Source organism: Streptomyces sp. NPDC003027, assembly GCF_053591435.1.
The window spans coordinates 167,603-185,237 of the sequence record NZ_JBSFTU010000006.1; the positions used below are offsets into that span (position 1 = coordinate 167,603).

Consider the following 17,635-nt stretch of genomic DNA (forward strand, 5'->3'; position numbering starts at 1 on the left):
AAAAACTCTCACCGGGTGGTCCGGCAAACTCTCATCTCGCGGACACAGATATTTATTCGTGCGGAAGGAAGTCCGGGCGCGAGTCCCTCCGTGCCCCAGGGCCTGGAACCCGGTCAGGAATGGAGAAGCGCCGGCCCGTGAGCCCCGACTAGCGTGACGGCCATGGACATCACCATTCACGCGAGCGCCCTCCCGCACGACGACCCGGACGCCGCCCTGGTCTTCTACCGGGACATCCTCGGCTTCGAGGTCCGCAGCGACGTCGGCCAGGGCGAGATGCGCTGGATCACCGTCGGGCCCGCGGGCCGGCCCGACACGTCCATCCTCCTGGCGCCGCCGGCCGTCGACCCCGGCATCACCGAGGACGAGCGCCGCACCATCACCGAGATGATGGCCAAGGGCACCTACGGCTGGATCCTCCTGGCCACCCCGGATCTCGACGCCACGTTCGAGAAGGTGCGGGCCGCCGGCGCCGAGGTCGCCCAGGAGCCGACCGAGCAGCCGTACGGAATCCGCGACTGCGCCTTCCGCGACCCCGCGGGCAACCTCGTCCGCATCCAGCAGCTTCGCTGACCCGCCCGCCCACACCGGGGCGGACAAGGAGGGCGAGGTGCTCGCGAAGATCGCCGAGATGCCGGAGGCGGACCGCGTCCTCGCCGAGCGGATCCACGCCATCGTCACGACGCGGGCGCCGTCCCTCGCACCGAAGCTCTGGTACGGCATGCCCGCGTACGCCGGACGGCAAGGTCGTCTGCTTCTTCCAGAGCGCGCAGAAGTTCAAGTCGCGGTACGCCACCCTCGGCTTCAGCGACCTGGCGCACCTCGACGAGGGCACCATGTGGCCGGCCGCCTACGCCCTGACGGACCTGACCGCCGCCGACGAGGACCGGATCGCCGCCCTCGTCGAGAAGGCGGTGAGCTGACCCCGGCCCGCCCGACGGCCGGGGCCGGTCGACCCCGGGCGGATGCGCCCGGGCCGGTCGCCCGGTCGAAGTGGCTTGACCTCAAGTCCGGTTGACTTTCTACGGTCGCTCCCGTCGAACCAGCTACCGCACAGACGGAGGACCGGCCATGGAGTACTCGCACAGCGACGCCGAACTGATCCAGCAGCCCATCGGTTACTGGAGTTGGGCGGCCTACGACGCCGTCGTCACACGCACCCGGAGCGCCCTCGCCGGGATCGGCGTCAGCCAGCCGCAGTGGTGGGTCCTCGCACAGGTGGCGCGCAGCGAGGCCGTCAGGACCCGCGAGGAGGTGACTCGCCTCCTGCGGAACTACCTTGACACGGGCGCGCAGACCATGGACGCGGAGATCGACGACGCCATCGTCCAGGGCTGGATCACCGAGGACGCCGAGGGGCGTCTGGGCCTCACGGCGGAGGGCACGGCGCTCTACGGCAAGGCGGCGGCGCTCCAGGACGAGCTGTGGGCGGAGCGCCACGCGGGTATCTCCGACGAGGAGTACGTGATGACCCTCAAGGTGCTCCAGCGATTCATCCACAACACGGGCGGGCGCGCCTGGCACCACTAGGTCTTCCGTTCGGATCGGGCCGGAGGAGTGGCGTTCACGTTCGCCGCAGCACCCACGCAAACCTTTGCAGCGGCATCACAAGGGCTGCGCACCGCCGTCCTTGTGTGCCGCTAGCGTTACTGGCCGTTCGATCCCGCGTGCGAACTCGAGAAGGTCGCCGGCGTCCTTGGCGGCGCAGTCACCACAGGAAGATCGCAGATGGACTACTGCTCCTCGTGCCGTCGGACCCTCAACGGGGCTCTCGTGTGTCCGGGTTGCGGGGCCTACGCTCCGGACATCGCCCCGCCCGACCACCGCGTGCACAGCACGGTGCCGTCCGCCGCGACGACGCACGAGGTATGGCCGACGACGGAGGTGCTCGCTCCCGGGCCCTCCGCCGGCGCCCGTCACTCCGCCGCCGCGGCGATCGCCGACGCCGCTTCCGACGCCGCTTCCGGCGCCGCTTCCGAAGGCGCGGTGGCGACCGCCTCGGACGGTGACGCCTCGGCTGAGCTCGAAGGAAGCGCCCGTACGGGGCAGGGCCGGGCGGCTCGGCGGCGGCAGCTGGCGCGCTGGAAGAAGCACCGGCGCCGGGCGGTGGCCGCGACGGCCGTCGCCCTGGTCGGTGGCGGCCTCACCATCGCCGCGATGCCGTCCACCCGGCCCTCCACCAGCCACGCGCTCGCCGCCCCGCCGCCGGAGCCGGTCACCAAGCCGGCCGCGCCGCAGACGGCGGCTGCCGTCCCGCCGCAGGAGCGGCCCGACAGGCCGGGGTCGCAAGAGCCCGCCGCCCCTTCCCGTACGACCGCACAGGAGCGGAACACGGCCGTCGCGACGCCGGCCGCTTCGACGACGGTCCGGCAGCCGGGAACGGTCGCCGCGGCCGAGCCGTCCGCGCCCGGGGGTGCGGCGCCGCGCACCGGACCCGCGTCGGGCGCGAGGACGGGAGCGGCGACGGGCGCGGGGACGGACACCGGGACCGTCGACGCCCCGGCCCCGGAGACGACGGCGCCGGTCACCGCCGAGGAGCGCCCCGCCGGCTCCGGATCATCGCTGCTGGGCCTCGTGCCGACCACCTCGGGGACGGACCCGGCATCGCCGACGCAGGTCTGCCTGATCGGTGTGTGCCTCGGCTGACCGCCCCGCCGCTGACGCGCTGACGCGCTGACGCGCTGACGCCGTGACATGGTGATCTGAACGACGACGAAGGCCCAGGTTCGTGACCTGGGCCTTCTCGCGTGGATCAGCTTGATCGGCTTGATCGACTTGATCGGCTGGATCAGCGCACCCGGTGGTCGTCCAAGGGCGCCGCCCGCAGGATGTCGTCGCCCACCCGGGGCAGGTGCGGGGTGTGGTTGACCAGGCGGGCGGAGTTCCCGACGACCGCGATGCTGCTGGTGTTGTGCAGCAGGGCCGCGAGCACCGGGTTCATGGATCCGCCGGCTCCCGCGACCAGGCCGAGCAGGTTGACGCCGATCGCGAGGCCGTAGTTCTGCCGTACGACGCGCAGCGTGTGCCGGCTGAGTTCGACGACGGCGGCCACCTGGCGCAGGTCGTTGCCGGCCAGGGCGATGTCGGCGGTCTCCAGGGCCACGTGGGAGGAGTGTTCGCCCATGGTGATGCCGACGTCGGCGAGCGCGAGGGCGGGGGCGTCGTTGGTGCCGTCGCCGACCATGGCCACGGTGTGCCCCTCCGCCTGGAGGTCCCGGATCAGCTGGAGCTTGGCCTCCGGGAGGGCGTGCGCGTGGACCTCGGTGATGCCGAGGGCGTCCGCGACGACCTGTGCGGTCTCCGGTGCGTCTCCGGTGAGCAGGATCAGGCGGGAGACGCCGAGTCGGCGCAGCTGCTGGATGACGGTTTCGGCCCCGGCGCGCACGGCGTCGGAGACACCGAGCATGCCGATCAGGTCCTCGTCGTGGGCCAGGCAGATGACGGTCTCCCCGCCGCCGCGCAGCCGTTCCGTCCAGCCCTGGGCCTCCTCGGTCAGGCCGACGCCGTGCTGCCGCAGCAGTGCGGGGCTGCCGACCAGGAGGCGGGTGCCGTCGAGTTCGGCGCGCATGCCCATGCCGAGGACGACCTCGCACGCCTGGTGGATGGGGATGTGGAGGTGCTGTTCCTCGGTGCGGGCCACGATGGCCTGGGCGAGCGGGTGGCGGGCGTGCAGCTCGCCCGAGGCGGCCAGGCTGAGCACCTCGTCGGCGGTGACGCTGTCGGTGAGGGTGACGACGCTGGTGACGAGGGGGCGGCCGAAGGTGAGGGTGCCGGTCTTGTCGAAGACGACGGCGGTGACCCGGCCGACGCCCTCCAGGTGCGTACCGCCCTTGATGAGCGTGCCGCGGCGGGCGCCGTTGCCGATGGCGGCGCTGATGGCGGTGGGGGTGGCGAGCCCGGCCGCGCAGGGGCAGGCGATCAGCAGCATGGTCATGGCGCGCCGTGCGTCGCGGGTGACCGCGTACGTCACGGCGGCCAGGGCGAAGGAGACGGGGACGAAGCGCTGGGTGAAGCGGGTGGCCACGGTCTGGATCGGGGCCCGGTCCTGCTGGGCCTCCTCGACCCGGCTGATGATGCGGCCGACGGTGGTGTCGCTGCCGACCGAGTCCGCGCGCACGGTGAGCGAGCCGGAGGTGACGATGGTGCCGGCGTAGACGTGGGAGCCGTCGCGGGCGTAGACGGGCAGGGCCTCACCGGTCACGGCGGCCTGGTCCACCAGGGCCTCGCCGGTGAGCACGTGGCCGTCGACCGGGATGCGGTGGTGTTCGTACACGGCGACCACGTCGCCGGGCTCCACCGTCTCCAGATCGACCTCCACCTCCACGCCCTCGCGTACCAGCCAGACGCGTTCGTCGCCGATGGTGAGCAGCTCCTCGATGGCGCGGCGGGTGCGGCGCAGGGTGAGGGTCTGGAGGAACTCGCCGATGTTGAGCAGCCACAGGACGGTGAGGGCGACCACGTTCTCCCGGAGTACGAGCGAGATGACCGTCGCCGCCGTGACCAGGGTGTCCGTACCCGGGCTGCCGCGGCCGCGCAGGGTCCGCAGGGCGCCGCGGAAGAACGGCAGACCGGTGAAGACCGTCACCACACCGAGAAAGCCCGAGGAGCCGACGGTGATCCTGGGCCTGGCCAGGAGGCGCCGTAGGGCGACCACGGCCAGTACGGCCCCGCCGACCACCAGCCGGGCCACCTCGCCGGTGGAGGTGTCGGGCAGGGAACGGGACGGCTTGACCGCCACGACGGCGGCGGGCGGGGCCTCTTCGAGGGCGCCGACGAGCTGGTCGACGTCCAGCTCGTCGGGCTCCACCCAGATCACGACACTGCCGGTGCGCGGGAAGATCCTCAGCGCCCGGAAGCCCCTGACGCCGGTCAGCCGGTCGTCGACGAGCCCCGCGCAGCCGGGCCGCTCTTTCAGCCAGGGCACGGACAGCCGGGCCCGGCCCGCGGCCACGGAGCGGACGAGCACGCTCGACATGGTCAGTGCTCGTGTCCGTGATCGTGGTTCACGTCGACCGCGGAGGGCGGCGGCACTTCTTCGCCGAGCGAGGTACGGGCCTCCGCCAGCACGTCACCGGCCTTGAGGCGGGCCTCCTCGGCGGCCGAGGCCAGCCAGCGGCTCGCGACGATGCCGCCCGCGAGGCCACCGACGAGTGCCTTGCGCGCGGCGGGCTTGGCGGCGGGGAGGTTCTTGATGATCAGACCGCCCACCACGCCGGAGACCGCGTAGTGAGCCAGCCTGCCGGCGGCCGCACCGGCGATGGTGAGGGGATGCATGCCAGCTCCTTCCGTCCGCGCCGGACAGGCGCGACGGGCCTCGGTTCCAGTGTGGACCCGGGGCGCGGCCGGGTCGACCCGTGGCCGCGCCACCGCCCCTCAGACACGGGCGGGCGGGCGTCGCCCCTCGGAGGCCGGGATCCGCGCCGACCGGGCGGCGCGCCGGGACCCGGCCAGCCGGCAGCCGAGGTAGATCAGGAACGAGAGGGTGGTGACGTACGGGCTGATGGGGACGGCGCTCCCGAGGGCGAGCAGGATGCCGCCCTCCATCGCGACGAGCGCGAAGACGACGCTGAGCACGGGCAGCAGCACGGGGGAGGCCGTGAGCCGGGCGGCGGCCGCGGCCGGGGTGACGAGCAGCGCGAGGACCAGCAGGGCTCCCACGATCTGCACGCACAGGGCCACCGCGAGACCGAGGACCAGCATGAAGGTCAGGGACAGCACGCGGACCGGGACGCTCCGGGCCTCGGCCACCTCCGGATCCGCGCTGGCGAAGGTCAGGGGCCGCCAGACGACCGCGAGGGCGATCAGGACCACGGCGGACGTGCCGACGAGCCACGCCATCTGCGGTGTGTCCACGGCGATGATCTGGCCGGTGAGGATCCCGAACTTGTTGGCCGCCCTCCCTTTGTACAGCGACAGGAAGAGCACGCCGAGACCGAGCCCGAACGGCATGAGGATGCCGATGATCGAATTCCGGTCCCTGGCCCGGACACCGAGGATCCCGATCGCGGCCGCCGCCAGCAGGGAGCCCACGATCGAACCGGCGACGACGTTCACCCCCATCAGCAGTGCCGCCGCGGCGCCGGCGAAGGACAGCTCGCTGATCCCGTGCACCGCGAACGGCAGATCCCGCATGATCACGAACACCCCGACCAGCCCGCCCGTCAGGCCCAGCAGGACACCCGCCAGCAGCGAGTTGTGCACCAGGCCCAGCAGGTCTCCGTAGCCCTCGAAGTCGAAGATCTGCTGCCAGACGCCGCGGTCCTCCCCGTCCGCGAGCGCGACGAGGGGCCACCTCGCGGTCACAGTGGTCACAGCTGTCCACCACCGTTCGCCCGGCCGGCGACGTGGTGCACGGCCGCCGCGTCGGGTGCCCCCACGACGACGACGCGGCCGCGTACGCGGACGACGTCGACCCGGGTCCCGTAGAGCCGGGACAGGGTGGCGGTGGTCATCACCTCGTCGGGCGGCCCGATCCGGAAGCCGCCCGGGGCCAGATACAGCACCCGGTCCACCAGGCCGAGTATCGGGTTGATCTCGTGGGTGACGAAGACGACCGCCGTGCCCGCCGCTTGGCGCCGCCGGTCCACGAGCGCCGTGACCGTGCGCTGGTGCTGCGGGTCGAGGGAGAGCAGCGGCTCGTCGCAGAGCAGGATCCGCGGATCGTTGGCCAGGGCCTGCGCGATACGCAGGCGCTGTTGTTCACCCCCGGACAGCAGGCCGACAGGGGTGTCCGCGTACGGCAGCGCGCCGACGGACTCCAGCAGCTCCTCGACACGGCGGCGGGCCGAGCCGGGGGAGCGTGGCAGACCCCACCGGTGTCCTTCGAGCCCGAGCCGTACGAGGTCCCGGGCGCGGAGCATCGTATGGGCGGGTAGGGACTTCTGCTGGGGTACGTATCCGACGTGCCGGCCGCCGTGGTGAGCGGACCCGCCGAGCACCGTCAGCGTCCCCGCGGTGAGCTGCTGCCGGCCGAGCAGGACGCGCAGCAGGCTGGTCTTGCCCGATCCGTTCGGCCCCAGTACCGCGAGGAACTCACCGGGCCGCACGGCGAGGTCGAGGCCGCTCCAGAGCACGCGGTCGCCGTAGGCCAGCGCGCCTCCCCGCAGGCTGATCACGGGTTCCGTTCCGCCGCCGGCGGGGTGTTCGGACCGGGACGGCGGTGCGACGGCCTCTGTGTGGTCGACGTGGTCCACGGCTCCTCACCGGTCCAGGGCGCGGGCGAGGGCGTCGACGTTGGACGCCATCCAGCCGATGTAGTCCTGCCCCTCGGGAAGGGTCTCGGTCACGGGAACCACGGGGACGCCGTTGTCGGCGGCGGCCTTCTCGACCTTCTCGGTCTGGGGGCCGGCGGTCTGCTCGTTGGAGACCAGCGCCTGGACGCGTTCGCCGGTGAGCAGCGCGATCGTCGCCCGCAGGCTCCGCGGCGAGACTTCGTCGCCCTCCTCGATGGCTTCGCTGAAGTCGGCGGGCGTCTTGTTCACCAGGCCGCACGCCTCTGTCAGATACAGCGGGACGGGCTCGGTGACGGCCACGGCGGTGCCCGCGTGGCGGGCGTTGATCCGGTGCGTCCGCTCCTGGAGGGCGGTGATCTTCTCCTCGAAGAGCTGAGCGTTCTTCCGGAACGCCGCGCCGTCGGCGGGTGCCGCCTTCGCCAGGGCATCCGCGATCCGGTCGCCGAGCCTGACCATGGTGGGCAGGTCGTACCAGACGTGCTCGTTGAACTCCCCCGCGGCGTCCGGGGACTTCCCGGAGACCTGTACGGCGTTGACCACCTGGGCGGACGAGTTGCCCGAGCCGCGCAGCATCCGTCCGACGAAGTCGTCGTAGCCGCCGCCGTTCTCGACGACGACCTCGGCCTCGGCCAGCTCGAGCTGGTTGCGCGTACTGGCCTCGTAGGAGTGGGGATCTTGCGCCGGGTCGCTGATGATCGAGACGATCCGTACCTTGTCGCCGCCGATCTGCCTGACGACATCGCCGTACACGTTCGTCGAGGCGACGACGGGAACCCCACCGGCCGGCGCGGCGCCCGGGGGACCGGCCTCGGTGACGCCGCCGCAGCCGATGGCCAGTGCGGCCGCGAGCCCGATGACGGCGCTGGACGAGCGAGCGTGAGCCATCCGCATACCGGCTCCCTGCTGAAGGGGAAGCTGAAACGGTAATCAGTTGAATTGTCTCGCCGTGCGGTCGAGCTCTCCAGTGGATCACGGCCGCCCGTGGCGTTCCTTCGGCCGTCACCCGCCCCTGCCCTCGAATCCCTCGGCGTTCCGAACGACCGAGGGATCACCGGGTCGCCGGCTCCAGCCGGGGCCGTCGCCCCGGTCCGGTCGGGTGCGTGCCGGTGACGCCCATGACCACGGAATACAGGGTGGTCTCCGCGGCGATGAAGAGGCGGTTGCGCTTGGTGCCGCCCCAGGAGATGTTGGCGACCGTCTCGGGGACGTCGAGCCGCCCGATCAGGGTGCCGTCGGGGTCGTAGCAGTGCACCCCGTCGCCCATCGCCGCTACCCAGAGCCGACCGCCGTCGTCGAAGCGGAGGTTGTCGAAGCGGGCCTTCTCGCGCGCCCCGGCTTCGGCGAAGATCTCGCCTTCGGACAGCGTGCCCTCATCGCGTACGTCGAAGACCCGGATGAAGCCCGCGCCGGTGTCGGAGACGAACAGCCGCCGCTCGTCGGCCGAGAAGACCAGGCCGTTCGGCGCGCGGAAGCAGTCCGCGACCAGCCGCACTTCGCCGGTGGCGGGATCTATCCGGTAGACGTTGTTGGAGCCGATCTCGCTCTGCGCGCGATAGCCCTCGTAATCGCTGGTGATGCCGAAGTCCGGGTCGGAGAACCAGACCGAGCCGTCGGACTTCACAGCCGCGTCGTTCGGGCTGTTCAGGCGCTTGCCCTGCCAGCGGTCGGCCAACACGGTGATGGTGCCGTCGTGTTCGGTCCGGGTGACCCGCCGGTTGCCCTGCTCGCAGGTGATCAGCCGGCCTTCGCGGTCGAGGGTGTTGCCGTTGGTGTGCCCGGCGGAGCGGCGGAAGACGCTGACCGCGCCGGTCTCCTCGTCCCACCGCAGCATCCGGTCGTTGGGGATGTCGCTCCAGACGACCTGGCGCCAGGCGGGCAGGTAGATCGGCCCCTCGGCCCAGCGGCAGCCCGTGTACAGGACCTCCAGTGCGGCATCACCGTTCATGCACCGGCCGGTACGGAACCTGTCGTCGAGCATCTCGTACAGCCCGGGTGGCTCGATGGTCATGGGGACTTCCCTTCCTGCAAGCACCGCATGGCGAATCTCGTCTCGCCTCACGCGAAGATTGCAGGATGGGATATCGTCAAAGCAAGGAAGTACCGAATGGAGAGCTGTGGATCACATCGATCGTGTACTGCTGGACCAGCTCCAGCGGGACGCCACCCAGTCCTACGCCGCACTGGGACAGACCGTCGGCCTGTCCGCCGGTGCCGCTCACGAACGGGTGCGCAAGCTGCGCGAACGCGGCGTCATCACGCGCACCACCGCCGACGTGGACCCGGCCGCGGTGGGCGGCGCGGTCCTGGCCTACGTGATGGTCGACTCGACGTCCTGGATGGGCGATTCGGCGCAGGACTTCGCCGCGCTCCCCGAAATCCTGGAGGCGCACGTCATCGCCGGCTCCGCCTCGGTGCTGGTGAAGGTCAGGACCGCGACGACCGAGCAACTGCAGGACGTGCTGCGCCGGATCTACGCCATCGACGGGGTCAGCGGGACGCAGGCCACGGTCGTGCTCGAGACCTTCTTCGAGCGGCCGCTCTCGCCGCTGACCGCTGATCACGTGTGATCTCCCCGCACCGGCACCCTGCGGATCCGACAGCCGGGGGCGGCGAGAGCCTGGTGCGCGGGGCCCGCGGAACCGGGTAACGTCTTTGTCATGTTCTTCCAGACGCCGATTCACAGTGAGAGCGCGGTGGGCTCCTGCTGACGTCCTTCGACGTCGCCGCGCCCGTCCCCCACCGTGAATCCGTAGATCACTTCACATCGTTACCGGGAGAACCCATGACCGTGAGCAAGAACATCAACAACCCCGTGGGCCAGGGCGGCGGCCAGCGCAAGAGGCTGTCCCGCGCCGAAAGGCAGAACAACGGGCCGCACCGCAACCTCGACCGCCAGGGCGCCGCCGACCAGAAGGCGGAGCTGGTGCGCAAGATGCGCGAGAAGGCGGGCGCCGAGGGCGCCGACCAGACGGGCGACGACACCGCACAGAGCTGACGCACCGCCGCCACGGGGGCGGCAGCGCACCGGGGCAGCCGCCGTGCAGCAGCCTGGCTCGAAGGGCACGGCCGGGCACGAGTGAGGTGACCGTGCCACAAACCGCGGTCGGCCTTCCGGGCGGCCGCGCCCCCCTCCGGGACGAGCGGGGACCGGCCACCAAGGCCGGATCAGACGCCGGACAGCGTCGTCGCCACCGACTGGAACCAGGCACCGTAGGAGAACGGCGCCGGTGGGCCGACCTCCATGCCCTGGGCGAGCCAGCGGTGGACGGCCTGCTCGTTGGCGTTGACCACCTGCTGGGTGGCCCAGTGGGCGGTCTCCCGGTCGGGGTAGGAAGCGGAACGGGTCAGCACGGGGGCATCCTCTCAAATCACCTGGTCAGGAACTGCGCTCGCACGGATCGGCAGCCGGATCATCAGTCGGCGAAGCTCCAGAACAGGCCGACCTCGGTGTCCGAGACGATGATCAGGCCGCAGTCCTCCATGAGGAGGCCCAGCGGGCTGTACCCCAGGCTCTCCAGCGTGAAGTCGAGCGTGCCGGGCGCGCTGCCCCGCTTGCTGACGTTGGTGTGATACGTGGCCGTGTCTCCGTAACGCGCGAGGACCGTGCGCGCCATCTCCCGTAGTTTCTCCGGGGATTCGTCGAAGTACTGGAGGTTGGCCAGGGTGCAGCCGGTCTCGGTGAGGGCGAGGAGAAGGTCTTCGGCGCTGTCCCGGTCGATCTCCTTGAGGCGCGATGCGACGTACTCCGGGGGGTGAACGGCGAAGGGCCACGTGGGGTTCCCCTCGCGCTCCGGGTCTCTTTCCGCGTCATCGACGTGGGTCCAGCCCCGGGGGTCCGGTACGGCCCGGGCCATCAGCGCGAGGACGTCGAGGACCCAGTCCTCGTGGCGACGCGGCCCCGTGGCGATGTACGCGTACGCGTCCCTGTACAGGTGGCGTACCGCGGAGTCCCAGGAATTCTGGTCGACGGACATGTGGTGCTGGCCTTTCCGGGGGCGCTAGGACTTGTAGGGCATCGACGTCATGACCGTGAACGGCGGGTTGCGGCTGCTGTCGTACCTGAGTCGCGCTTCGATGCCCTCCACGTCGTACGCCTTGGCGTCGATGCCGCCCTCCTTGTAACCGGACTTCGGGTCGTTCGGGTCGACCGGCTGCTTGAACACGCTGCGTCCGCTGGTCTCGCCGTTCGGCGCGTCCGCGCGGAACTTCTCGACGTCTCCGTCGGCCGCCGGCGGCGGACCCTTGATCCACGCCTCGATCTGGGCCTTGTTCTGGTTGAGGGCGTACTCGTGCCGGGCTTGGGGTGGGCCGCCGCGTCCGCCTTGGTGTAGGCGTTTGCCGTCTCTGTGAATCCGACCGCGACGCCGCCGACGCTGAGTACGGATCGTCCCCAGACCTCCAGCCAGCGGTCGCCGATCTTCTTGTATGCCTGGGCGAACTTCTGGGCCTCCGTGCCGGCGCCTCCGGCGTCGGTGTACTTGCCCAGCTCCTCCAGGAGTCTGTTGGCATCGCGCACGAGGTAGTCCTGTTCTGCGGCGACCCGGCCGGAGACGGACCAGAGGTCACTCGGCTTGACGTCGATGGTGCCGCTGCCGCCGGGTGACTGGGCGGGGGCGGAGGGGCTTGCCATCAGGTGCCGCCTCCCCAGCCTTCGAGTAGGGACCTGTTGGCCGCGGCGTAGTTGAGGTGCCCCTTGACGACGACCTCGTGGAGCCAGGCCTGGGCGGCCTTGAGGTCGTCGGCGGAGTGGCTCCACTTGTCCAGTTCGTCGATGAAGGTCTCGCGGGCCTCGCCTTCCCAGGTCGGTACGACCTTGGTGACGCGCCCGTACAGCGTGTCCAGCTTCTCGTTGAGGGCGCGGAGGATCTCCTCCAGATCGCCCGAAAGGCGTTGCAGGGTGGCGAAGTCAACGGTGATCCGGTCTTCGTCGGGCATGGTGCTGATCCCCCGTGGTTCAGACGTCGAGAATGCGGCTCTCCGGCTGGCCGGCGTCCGGCGCGGGCGCCGGATCGGGCACGGTGAGGGCGCGGGCGGCGGACAGGTCCTGCCCGTCCTGCATCCCGCGCGCCGTTGCGGGCCGACCTCGCACGACACCGGCTCGGGTGCTGGGCGACAAGGCGTATTCCAGCCGGGCGATTCGCCACCTGCTGCGGCGCCGGGGCATCGTTGCCACGATCCCTGAACGCCGCGACCAGGTGGCCAACCGCCGGCGACGTGGAGCCCACGGCGGCTGCCCACCCGCCTTCGGCAAGGGCATCTACCGCCACCGCAACGTGGTCGAAGGATGCTTCGCCCGCCTCAAGCAGTTCCGTGCGATCGCGACCAGGTTCGACAAGCTCGCCGATCGCTACCGGGGTGGAATCGTCCTGGCAGCTCTGATCCTGTGGCTCCGCGAACCCGCCAGATGATCATTCACCAGACAGGCCCTGGGGGGTGCGCCCTCTCGTCTGATCGTGGGTGCCGCCCTGCTCGGTCTCGCCGGCGGAACCCCGGCCTTTGCGGAGGGGTCCTGGTCGTCCTACATCCAGGGGTGGCAGCAGGGCGATGAGTCCCGCAGGTGGACTGACGCCAACGCCGATGCCACCAGCACCTCGGTCGGGTTCAGCGGGTGCTCGACCGATGGTTGGAACGGTTTCCAAAGCGCCAACCTGGTGGTCTGGAAGGACGCCTTCGGGCCCGACGAGAGCAAGGGCACCAGGACGAACTACTGCAACCGGACCTATTGGGGGGATCTGGCCTCTGGGACGTATTACTTCGAGCTCAGCGGCCTCCAGACCGGCCAGTTCCTGACCGTGAATTCCGTGGGCACGCAGTACTGACCCCGCCATACTGCATGTGCCCCGGCGTCGGTGAAGCCTGCCGGGGCACATGCTGCATCTGACTCACCAGACAAGCTGCCTCTGTACGGAGCGCAGCGGAATGCGCGCCATGGCTCTGATCTTCGCAGGTCTCTCCTTCCGGTATGGCAGGAAGACTGACGTGTTCTCGGACTTCTCCGCTCGGATCGAAAGTCCCTCAACTGTGCTACTCGGTCCGAACGGTGCGGGAAAATCGACTCTTATGGCGCTGGCGGCTTCCCACCTGACGCCAGCCGGAGGAACCGTCACATGGAGCGGGATCGGCCCCTCCAACCGCCGCGAGCGAGCACGTTATCGCCGTGCGGTCGCCTGGATCCCCCAGCAGATCACTCCCGTCCCTGGCCTCACCGTTCGCGAGCAGGTGGCCTACGCAGGTTGGTTGAAGGGTCTCTCTAGGACTGCGGCATGGGAGGCGTCCGAGAAGGCGATCTCAAGAGTCCGGCTGGAGAAGCTGGCTGGACGCAAGAGCCATGAGGTCTCCGGCGGGCAGTTGCGTCGCATGGGCATTGCGGGAGCGCTGACCCATCAGAGCGAGATCATCCTGATGGACGAGCCCACCGCTGGCCTCGACCCCACGCAGAGGGGTGTGTTCCGAGACCTTGTGGCTGAGCTGAGCCAGTCCGTGAACGTAGTCGTGTCTACCCATCAGACCGAAGATCTGGCAGATCTGTACCAGGAGGTTGTCGTCCTGAGTGCGGGGCGGGTGCGATTCCAGGGCAGCACAAGTGAGTTCCATGCCCTCGCCGGCCAAGTCGGCTCACCACGGGAAAGTGCCGAGGCCGCGTACTCGGCGCTCGTGGGCCGGGAGGTATGACATGCTTCTGCGCACCGTCGTGCGATCTTCGTCGGCCACTGTCCTACTGCCGCTCCTGGTCGGTTTCGTCTTCCTGGCTCTCGGCGATGACCTGTCAGCTTGGGTGACACCGCACTACTGGCCATCGGCAACGGGCAATGCAGCCTTCGCTCTGCCGTTCGTGTCGGCTGCATGTGCAGCTGCTGCCGCGTGGGAAGGCGCGCGGCTCACGAAGGGCAACGTCTTCGGACAGACTTCGGTGCGCGGCCCGGTGGGTATCACCCTCCCCTTGCTGCTGCCCGTGCTGGCCATGGGGTTGCTCGGCATCCTCGTCGCCTTGTTCACTTCCGCGGTCGCCGCCGACGTGCCGCTGGGCTTGCCCCATTTCGGGATCCTTGCAGTCGTCGTCGCGATGCTCGTCGCAAACACGCTCGTCGGCTACATCGTCGGCCGCGTGATGCCAGGAGTGCTGGCCGCGCCCCTGGCCTTGATCGGCAGCTTCTTCGTGTGCGCCTACCCGGCGTCGTGGAGCGTCTTCTGGCTGCGGTACCTCGTGGGAGGCGGACTGAGCAGCTGCTGCTCGGTCGACACATCAATCGACAGCAGGGCCTTGGTAGGGACCGCTGTCTTCGCTACGGCAGTCTCCTGCGCGGCCCTCACCCTGATCCACTTCCGCGGTAGAGCAGTGCCCCTGGGCGCGGCTGCCGCACTGGTTGTCGGCGGTCTGGGTGCCTCGTGGGTTGTGGTGCGTGACCTCGGACCGGAACCCCTACAGGCCCGGGCAACAGGAGCCTTGGTCTGTGACAACGCGGCACAGCCTGAAGTCTGCCTGTGGCCGGAGGTCGAGAATCCCGAGGCGGTCCGCCGGGATGCCCGAGCGGCTACCGCAAGGCTGGTGAAGGCTGGCCTTCAGGTACCGCCGACCCTCACAATGGCCGCTCACCCCGGAAAGGGCGCCCTGAAACTCGGCATCGCGCCCAACGCGCGTTCAGCGGATATCGCCGGCGGAGTGGCGTCGGGTCTTCTCCCGGAGCCACCCGCCTGTGCGCTCAATGGTGCTCCCTACCCTGCGGCCGCCGCCGCAGGGCCGGTGGCCGCCTGGCTGTACGTCACAGCTGGTGTCCCAGCGGAGACCGTGGCCGGTCGCTTCGGACCCCACGAAAGCGCATTCGCGAGGCGGGTTAGCCAGCTACCTGCCGGCGAGCAGCTTGCCTGGTACGAAAAGAATCGCGCGGCTCTTCGCTCGTGCAATACGCCGCCGCACCTGAGCATTCCCGGAGCCAAGGGATGATCTGGTGGTGCAAGGTGCGCGCTGTGCCGGTCGTCGCGGCGGCGACCTTCGGCACAGTGGTGACCGGCTTGGCGGTCGGCAACATCGAGCTGCCCGTTCCTGTACTGACAGGGCAGTCAGGGCAGTTCCTTCTGGCACACCTCATGACGTTGATTCCGGCCGTCACGCTGCTTTACGGCTTTGGACGAGGTGCCAGTCAGACCGAGCACGTCGCCCTCCGCAGCGTCCGATCCTGGGACTCCGTCCTCGGTGTATGCATTGCCGTGACCGGAATGCTCGCCGCACTCGCCAGTTACCTGGTTCTGGACTCGGAACTCGCTGTGGTTCTAGGGCGGAACCTGGCGGGGTACGTGGGTCTCGCACTCCTGCTCCACCCTCTGCTGGGCCCACAGCTGAGCGGCGGGGTGCTAGCCGCCATCCCTCTCGTACTCGCAGCTAGCGGTTGGAGGCCGGGAGGGTCGCCCGAACCTTGGGCGTGGCTCCTTCATCCCGCTGGCTCAGCCATCGCCGGGGCTACTACGGCTGGGGTTGTGTGCGCCGGCGCCGCGACGGCCGTTCTGTGGTCACGGCCACCGCTTCGAATCACCGCTCACCTCTGACCGGGGTTGCCACAAGGCATCCATCCACCCATGGAAGAAGGAACGATGATATCTGTGACCAAGCGTGGCCTCAGGTCCGTGACCGTCGCCGCCGGCGTCCTGGCTCTCGCCGGAGTCGCTGCCCCGGCACAGGCGGAAGGGAGCTTCAGCTCCAGCATCGGCAGCTGGATCGCAGGGTCCAATGAGTCCCGCCGGTGGGCTGACAAGAATACGGATGCCACCAGCACATCGGTCGCGTTCGGCGGCTGCTCGACGGATCCGGGCTCGTTCTACTCGGTCTCTCCCGCCGTCTACAAGGATGTGTTCGGACCCGACGAGAACAAGGGCACCAAGACCAACTACTGCGGCACCTCCTACTGGGGAGACCTGGCCTCAGGCGACTACTACTTCAGGCTGGAGTTCATCAACGGAGGCGCGACCGGGTACCGCTTCTCGGCGACTGCCGTGACCGTCCGGTACTGATCGCGTTCAGCCTGAGCTGCTTGAGGTGCCTGATGCCGTCTGCGCCCCTTCCAGGGGAGCAGACGGCCCACACGCTGGGCAGTGCTGCTGTCTCCGCACGCGCTGTTGGTTCGCGCTGTCGACACGCTCTTGACGTTCGCACCTCCTGCGTGACGCCTACGGTGGCCGGGCGGGGAACCGGGCCAGGGCAATGTGTCGTCGCGCTCTCCCCCTCCCGCGCATACGGCCCCATGCGCCCGGAGGAGCTGGCGGCCCCTGCGTCGGACCTCGGGCACATTCGGCCCGCTCGCTGTACGGGTCACCGAGGCCACTCCGGAACTGGACACCGGCCGTCGTGTCGAGGGCGACACCAGATCGTCCGCAGGTGGGCGCACCATCCACCTGTCGGCCTTCCGCACCATGAAGGTGAAGGGGCACCTGGACTGGTGCGCGGAGAAGAGTCCTCGGAGAAGGCCGCGATGATCTATCAGCACTCCGACGACGCCCGCCAGCAGGAGGTTGCCGGAGGCACCGACGCGAGGGTTCGTGCCGTCCAGAAGGAGGCGGCTGACAAGCCGCCGACTGTGCTTGAAGTCCGAAGAGACCGGTTGAAGGGGCGGCGCTCCATACGAGCACAACCCCTTCAACTCGTTCGAGACCCGCTGTCGGGGTCAGGAGAGGGAGGTGGGTCTCCGCGGCGGCGGTACGGCTCGCAGCAATTCCCACAGTGGGGTGGAGTCGGCGGCCCATCGGGCGAGGAGATGGCGGTCGACCAGGTGGAGGCGCTGGGACTTGGCGAAGTCGGGGGCCTTCTTCGAGAAGCGGCCGTTGGTGAGCATGACGATGACATCGCCGTCGTGGATCTGGCGGCCGGTGCCATTGAGGCGTTGGAGGTCGGGGGTGCCGACGGCCTTCCCCGACCAGCCGGCCTTGCGGTGCTTGCATTGGATCACCCAGCGTCTCCCGAACGGATCGGTAGCCTTTACGTCGGCTCCGTTGTCGCCGCTTCCGCCGACCTGTTGGGCGTCCTGATATCCGTCACGTCGCATCAAGTCACGGACGGCGTACTCGAACTGGGTGTAGTGCAGGCCGTCCAGGTGCTCAACCAGGTATCGAACACCCCGCAAACGGACCTGCTCCCGGCGAGTCGCCGCCCGCCGCAGAAGTACATGGGCGGTACCTGCCCCGGCCACTGCCAGTACCGGAAGGGCGAGGATCCAGAGGTGCTCGGCCAGCCAGGACAGCGTGGCTGCCAAGAGCCCCTGAGACACCATGCCGATCAGGCCCAGCGTCAACAGGAACTTCCCGTCGGAACCACGCTTCTGGTCGGGTCGGCGACGGGGCGGGCGATGGCTCATCGTCCACTCCCCGGGGTGGGGAAGACGATCGGATACGAGACCGTCGGTGTGGGGCGAACCACT

Annotated in this window: 19 protein-coding genes and 3 pseudogenes; 11 read left to right on the forward strand and 11 right to left on the reverse strand. The window is 69.8% G+C overall.

The features are described 5' to 3' along the window. The first annotated feature begins 162 nt into the window (after positions 1 to 162). The 4 genes and pseudogenes from ACWDX6_RS07515 (at position 163) to ACWDX6_RS07530 (ending at position 2,646) form a co-directional block, all read left to right on the forward strand. Positions 163 to 573: a VOC family protein gene (locus ACWDX6_RS07515; RefSeq protein ID WP_451483988.1), complete on the forward strand. Its 411-nt coding sequence runs from the start codon at positions 163 to 165 to the stop codon at positions 571 to 573. Between the two features lie 28 nt (positions 574 to 601). Further along, positions 602 to 923, forward strand: a pseudogene (locus ACWDX6_RS07520) (iron chaperone); the annotation flags it as partial. Positions 924 to 1,071: 148 nt separating this feature from the next. After that, positions 1,072 to 1,530, forward strand: a complete 459-nt coding sequence (locus ACWDX6_RS07525) for a MarR family winged helix-turn-helix transcriptional regulator (protein ID WP_451483989.1) — start codon at positions 1,072 to 1,074, stop codon at positions 1,528 to 1,530. A 198-nt stretch (positions 1,531 to 1,728) separates the two neighbouring features. After that, positions 1,729 to 2,646, forward strand: a complete 918-nt coding sequence (locus tag ACWDX6_RS07530; RefSeq protein WP_451483990.1) for an SCO2400 family protein — start codon at positions 1,729 to 1,731, stop codon at positions 2,644 to 2,646. Between the two features lie 142 nt (positions 2,647 to 2,788). On the opposite strand, the gene ACWDX6_RS07535 is transcribed toward ACWDX6_RS07530, so the two are convergent. From ACWDX6_RS07535 to ACWDX6_RS07560, 6 genes are all read right to left on the reverse strand, one after another. Next, the gene (locus ACWDX6_RS07535; protein WP_451483991.1) at positions 2,789 to 4,975 is read right to left on the reverse strand and encodes a heavy metal translocating P-type ATPase; all 2,187 of its coding nucleotides are present in this window, start codon (positions 4,973 to 4,975) and stop codon (positions 2,789 to 2,791) included. A gap of 2 nt (positions 4,976 to 4,977) precedes the next feature. Next, positions 4,978 to 5,274: a DUF1490 family protein gene (locus ACWDX6_RS07540; RefSeq protein WP_451483992.1), complete on the reverse strand. Its 297-nt coding sequence runs from the start codon at positions 5,272 to 5,274 to the stop codon at positions 4,978 to 4,980. Between the two features lie 99 nt (positions 5,275 to 5,373). Next, a complete protein-coding gene (locus ACWDX6_RS07545; protein WP_451483993.1) occupies positions 5,374 to 6,312 on the reverse strand; it encodes a metal ABC transporter permease in 939 nt (312 codons plus the stop codon). After that, complete coding sequence (locus tag ACWDX6_RS07550) at positions 6,309 to 7,193, reverse strand: metal ABC transporter ATP-binding protein (RefSeq protein WP_451483994.1); 885 nt, start codon at positions 7,191 to 7,193, stop codon at positions 6,309 to 6,311. Before ACWDX6_RS07550 ends, ACWDX6_RS07545 begins: the two co-directional genes overlap by 4 nt. Positions 7,194 to 7,199: 6 nt before the next feature. Beyond that, entirely contained in the window at positions 7,200 to 8,123 is a 924-nt protein-coding gene (locus ACWDX6_RS07555) for a metal ABC transporter solute-binding protein, Zn/Mn family (protein ID WP_451483995.1), read from the reverse strand. 157 nt (positions 8,124 to 8,280) lie between these two features. Then, on the reverse strand, positions 8,281 to 9,240 hold the full coding sequence (locus ACWDX6_RS07560; protein ID WP_451483996.1) for an SMP-30/gluconolactonase/LRE family protein: 960 nt from the start codon (positions 9,238 to 9,240) through the stop codon (positions 8,281 to 8,283). Positions 9,241 to 9,346: 106 nt separating this feature from the next. Here ACWDX6_RS07560 and ACWDX6_RS07565 point away from each other — a divergent pair, with 106 nt between their 5' ends. Together ACWDX6_RS07565 and ACWDX6_RS07570 are read left to right on the forward strand one after the other, a co-directional pair. Beyond that, the gene (locus ACWDX6_RS07565; protein WP_451483997.1) at positions 9,347 to 9,799 is read left to right on the forward strand and encodes an Lrp/AsnC family transcriptional regulator; all 453 of its coding nucleotides are present in this window, start codon (positions 9,347 to 9,349) and stop codon (positions 9,797 to 9,799) included. Between the two features lie 215 nt (positions 9,800 to 10,014). After that, the gene (locus ACWDX6_RS07570) at positions 10,015 to 10,227 is read left to right on the forward strand and encodes a DUF6243 family protein (RefSeq protein ID WP_451483998.1); all 213 of its coding nucleotides are present in this window, start codon (positions 10,015 to 10,017) and stop codon (positions 10,225 to 10,227) included. Between the two features lie 248 nt (positions 10,228 to 10,475). Here ACWDX6_RS07570 and ACWDX6_RS07575 read toward each other — a convergent pair. The 4 genes and pseudogenes from ACWDX6_RS07575 to ACWDX6_RS07590 form a co-directional block, all read right to left on the reverse strand. Further along, positions 10,476 to 10,583 (reverse strand): annotated as a pseudogene (locus tag ACWDX6_RS07575) (RNase A-like domain-containing protein); the annotation flags it as partial. 62 nt (positions 10,584 to 10,645) lie between these two features. Then, positions 10,646 to 11,206, reverse strand: a complete 561-nt coding sequence (locus ACWDX6_RS07580; protein WP_451483999.1) for a hypothetical protein — start codon at positions 11,204 to 11,206, stop codon at positions 10,646 to 10,648. 24 nt (positions 11,207 to 11,230) lie between these two features. Continuing rightward, positions 11,231 to 11,395 (reverse strand): hypothetical protein, encoded by a 165-nt coding sequence (locus ACWDX6_RS07585; protein WP_451484000.1) that lies wholly within the window; start codon positions 11,393 to 11,395, stop codon positions 11,231 to 11,233. A 466-nt stretch (positions 11,396 to 11,861) separates the two neighbouring features. Further along, positions 11,862 to 12,167, reverse strand: coding sequence for a WXG100 family type VII secretion target (locus tag ACWDX6_RS07590; protein ID WP_451484001.1), 306 nt, complete (start codon positions 12,165 to 12,167; stop codon positions 11,862 to 11,864). A 122-nt stretch (positions 12,168 to 12,289) separates the two neighbouring features. Here ACWDX6_RS07590 and ACWDX6_RS07595 point away from each other — a divergent pair. The 5 genes and pseudogenes from ACWDX6_RS07595 to ACWDX6_RS07615 all read left to right on the forward strand — a co-directional run. Then, positions 12,290 to 12,640 (forward strand): annotated as a pseudogene (locus ACWDX6_RS07595) (transposase); the annotation flags it as partial. Positions 12,641 to 12,685: 45 nt separating this feature from the next. After that, the gene (locus ACWDX6_RS07600; RefSeq protein WP_451484002.1) at positions 12,686 to 13,051 is read left to right on the forward strand and encodes a hypothetical protein; all 366 of its coding nucleotides are present in this window, start codon (positions 12,686 to 12,688) and stop codon (positions 13,049 to 13,051) included. A 109-nt stretch (positions 13,052 to 13,160) separates the two neighbouring features. Further along, positions 13,161 to 13,904 carry an ATP-binding cassette domain-containing protein gene (locus tag ACWDX6_RS07605; protein WP_451484003.1) on the forward strand — a complete coding sequence of 248 codons (744 nt, stop codon included), beginning with the start codon at positions 13,161 to 13,163 and terminating at the stop codon, positions 13,902 to 13,904. A gap of 1 nt (position 13,905) precedes the next feature. Then, on the forward strand, positions 13,906 to 15,174 hold the full coding sequence (locus tag ACWDX6_RS07610) for a DUF7224 domain-containing protein (RefSeq protein ID WP_451484004.1): 1,269 nt from the start codon (positions 13,906 to 13,908) through the stop codon (positions 15,172 to 15,174). 653 nt (positions 15,175 to 15,827) lie between these two features. Then, complete coding sequence (locus tag ACWDX6_RS07615; protein WP_451484005.1) at positions 15,828 to 16,235, forward strand: hypothetical protein; 408 nt, start codon at positions 15,828 to 15,830, stop codon at positions 16,233 to 16,235. Positions 16,236 to 16,885: 650 nt separating this feature from the next. Here the strand turns inward: ACWDX6_RS07615 and ACWDX6_RS07620 are convergent. Next, entirely contained in the window at positions 16,886 to 17,572 is a 687-nt protein-coding gene (locus tag ACWDX6_RS07620; RefSeq protein WP_451484006.1) for a restriction endonuclease, read from the reverse strand. Positions 17,573 to 17,635: the final 63 nt, after the last annotated feature.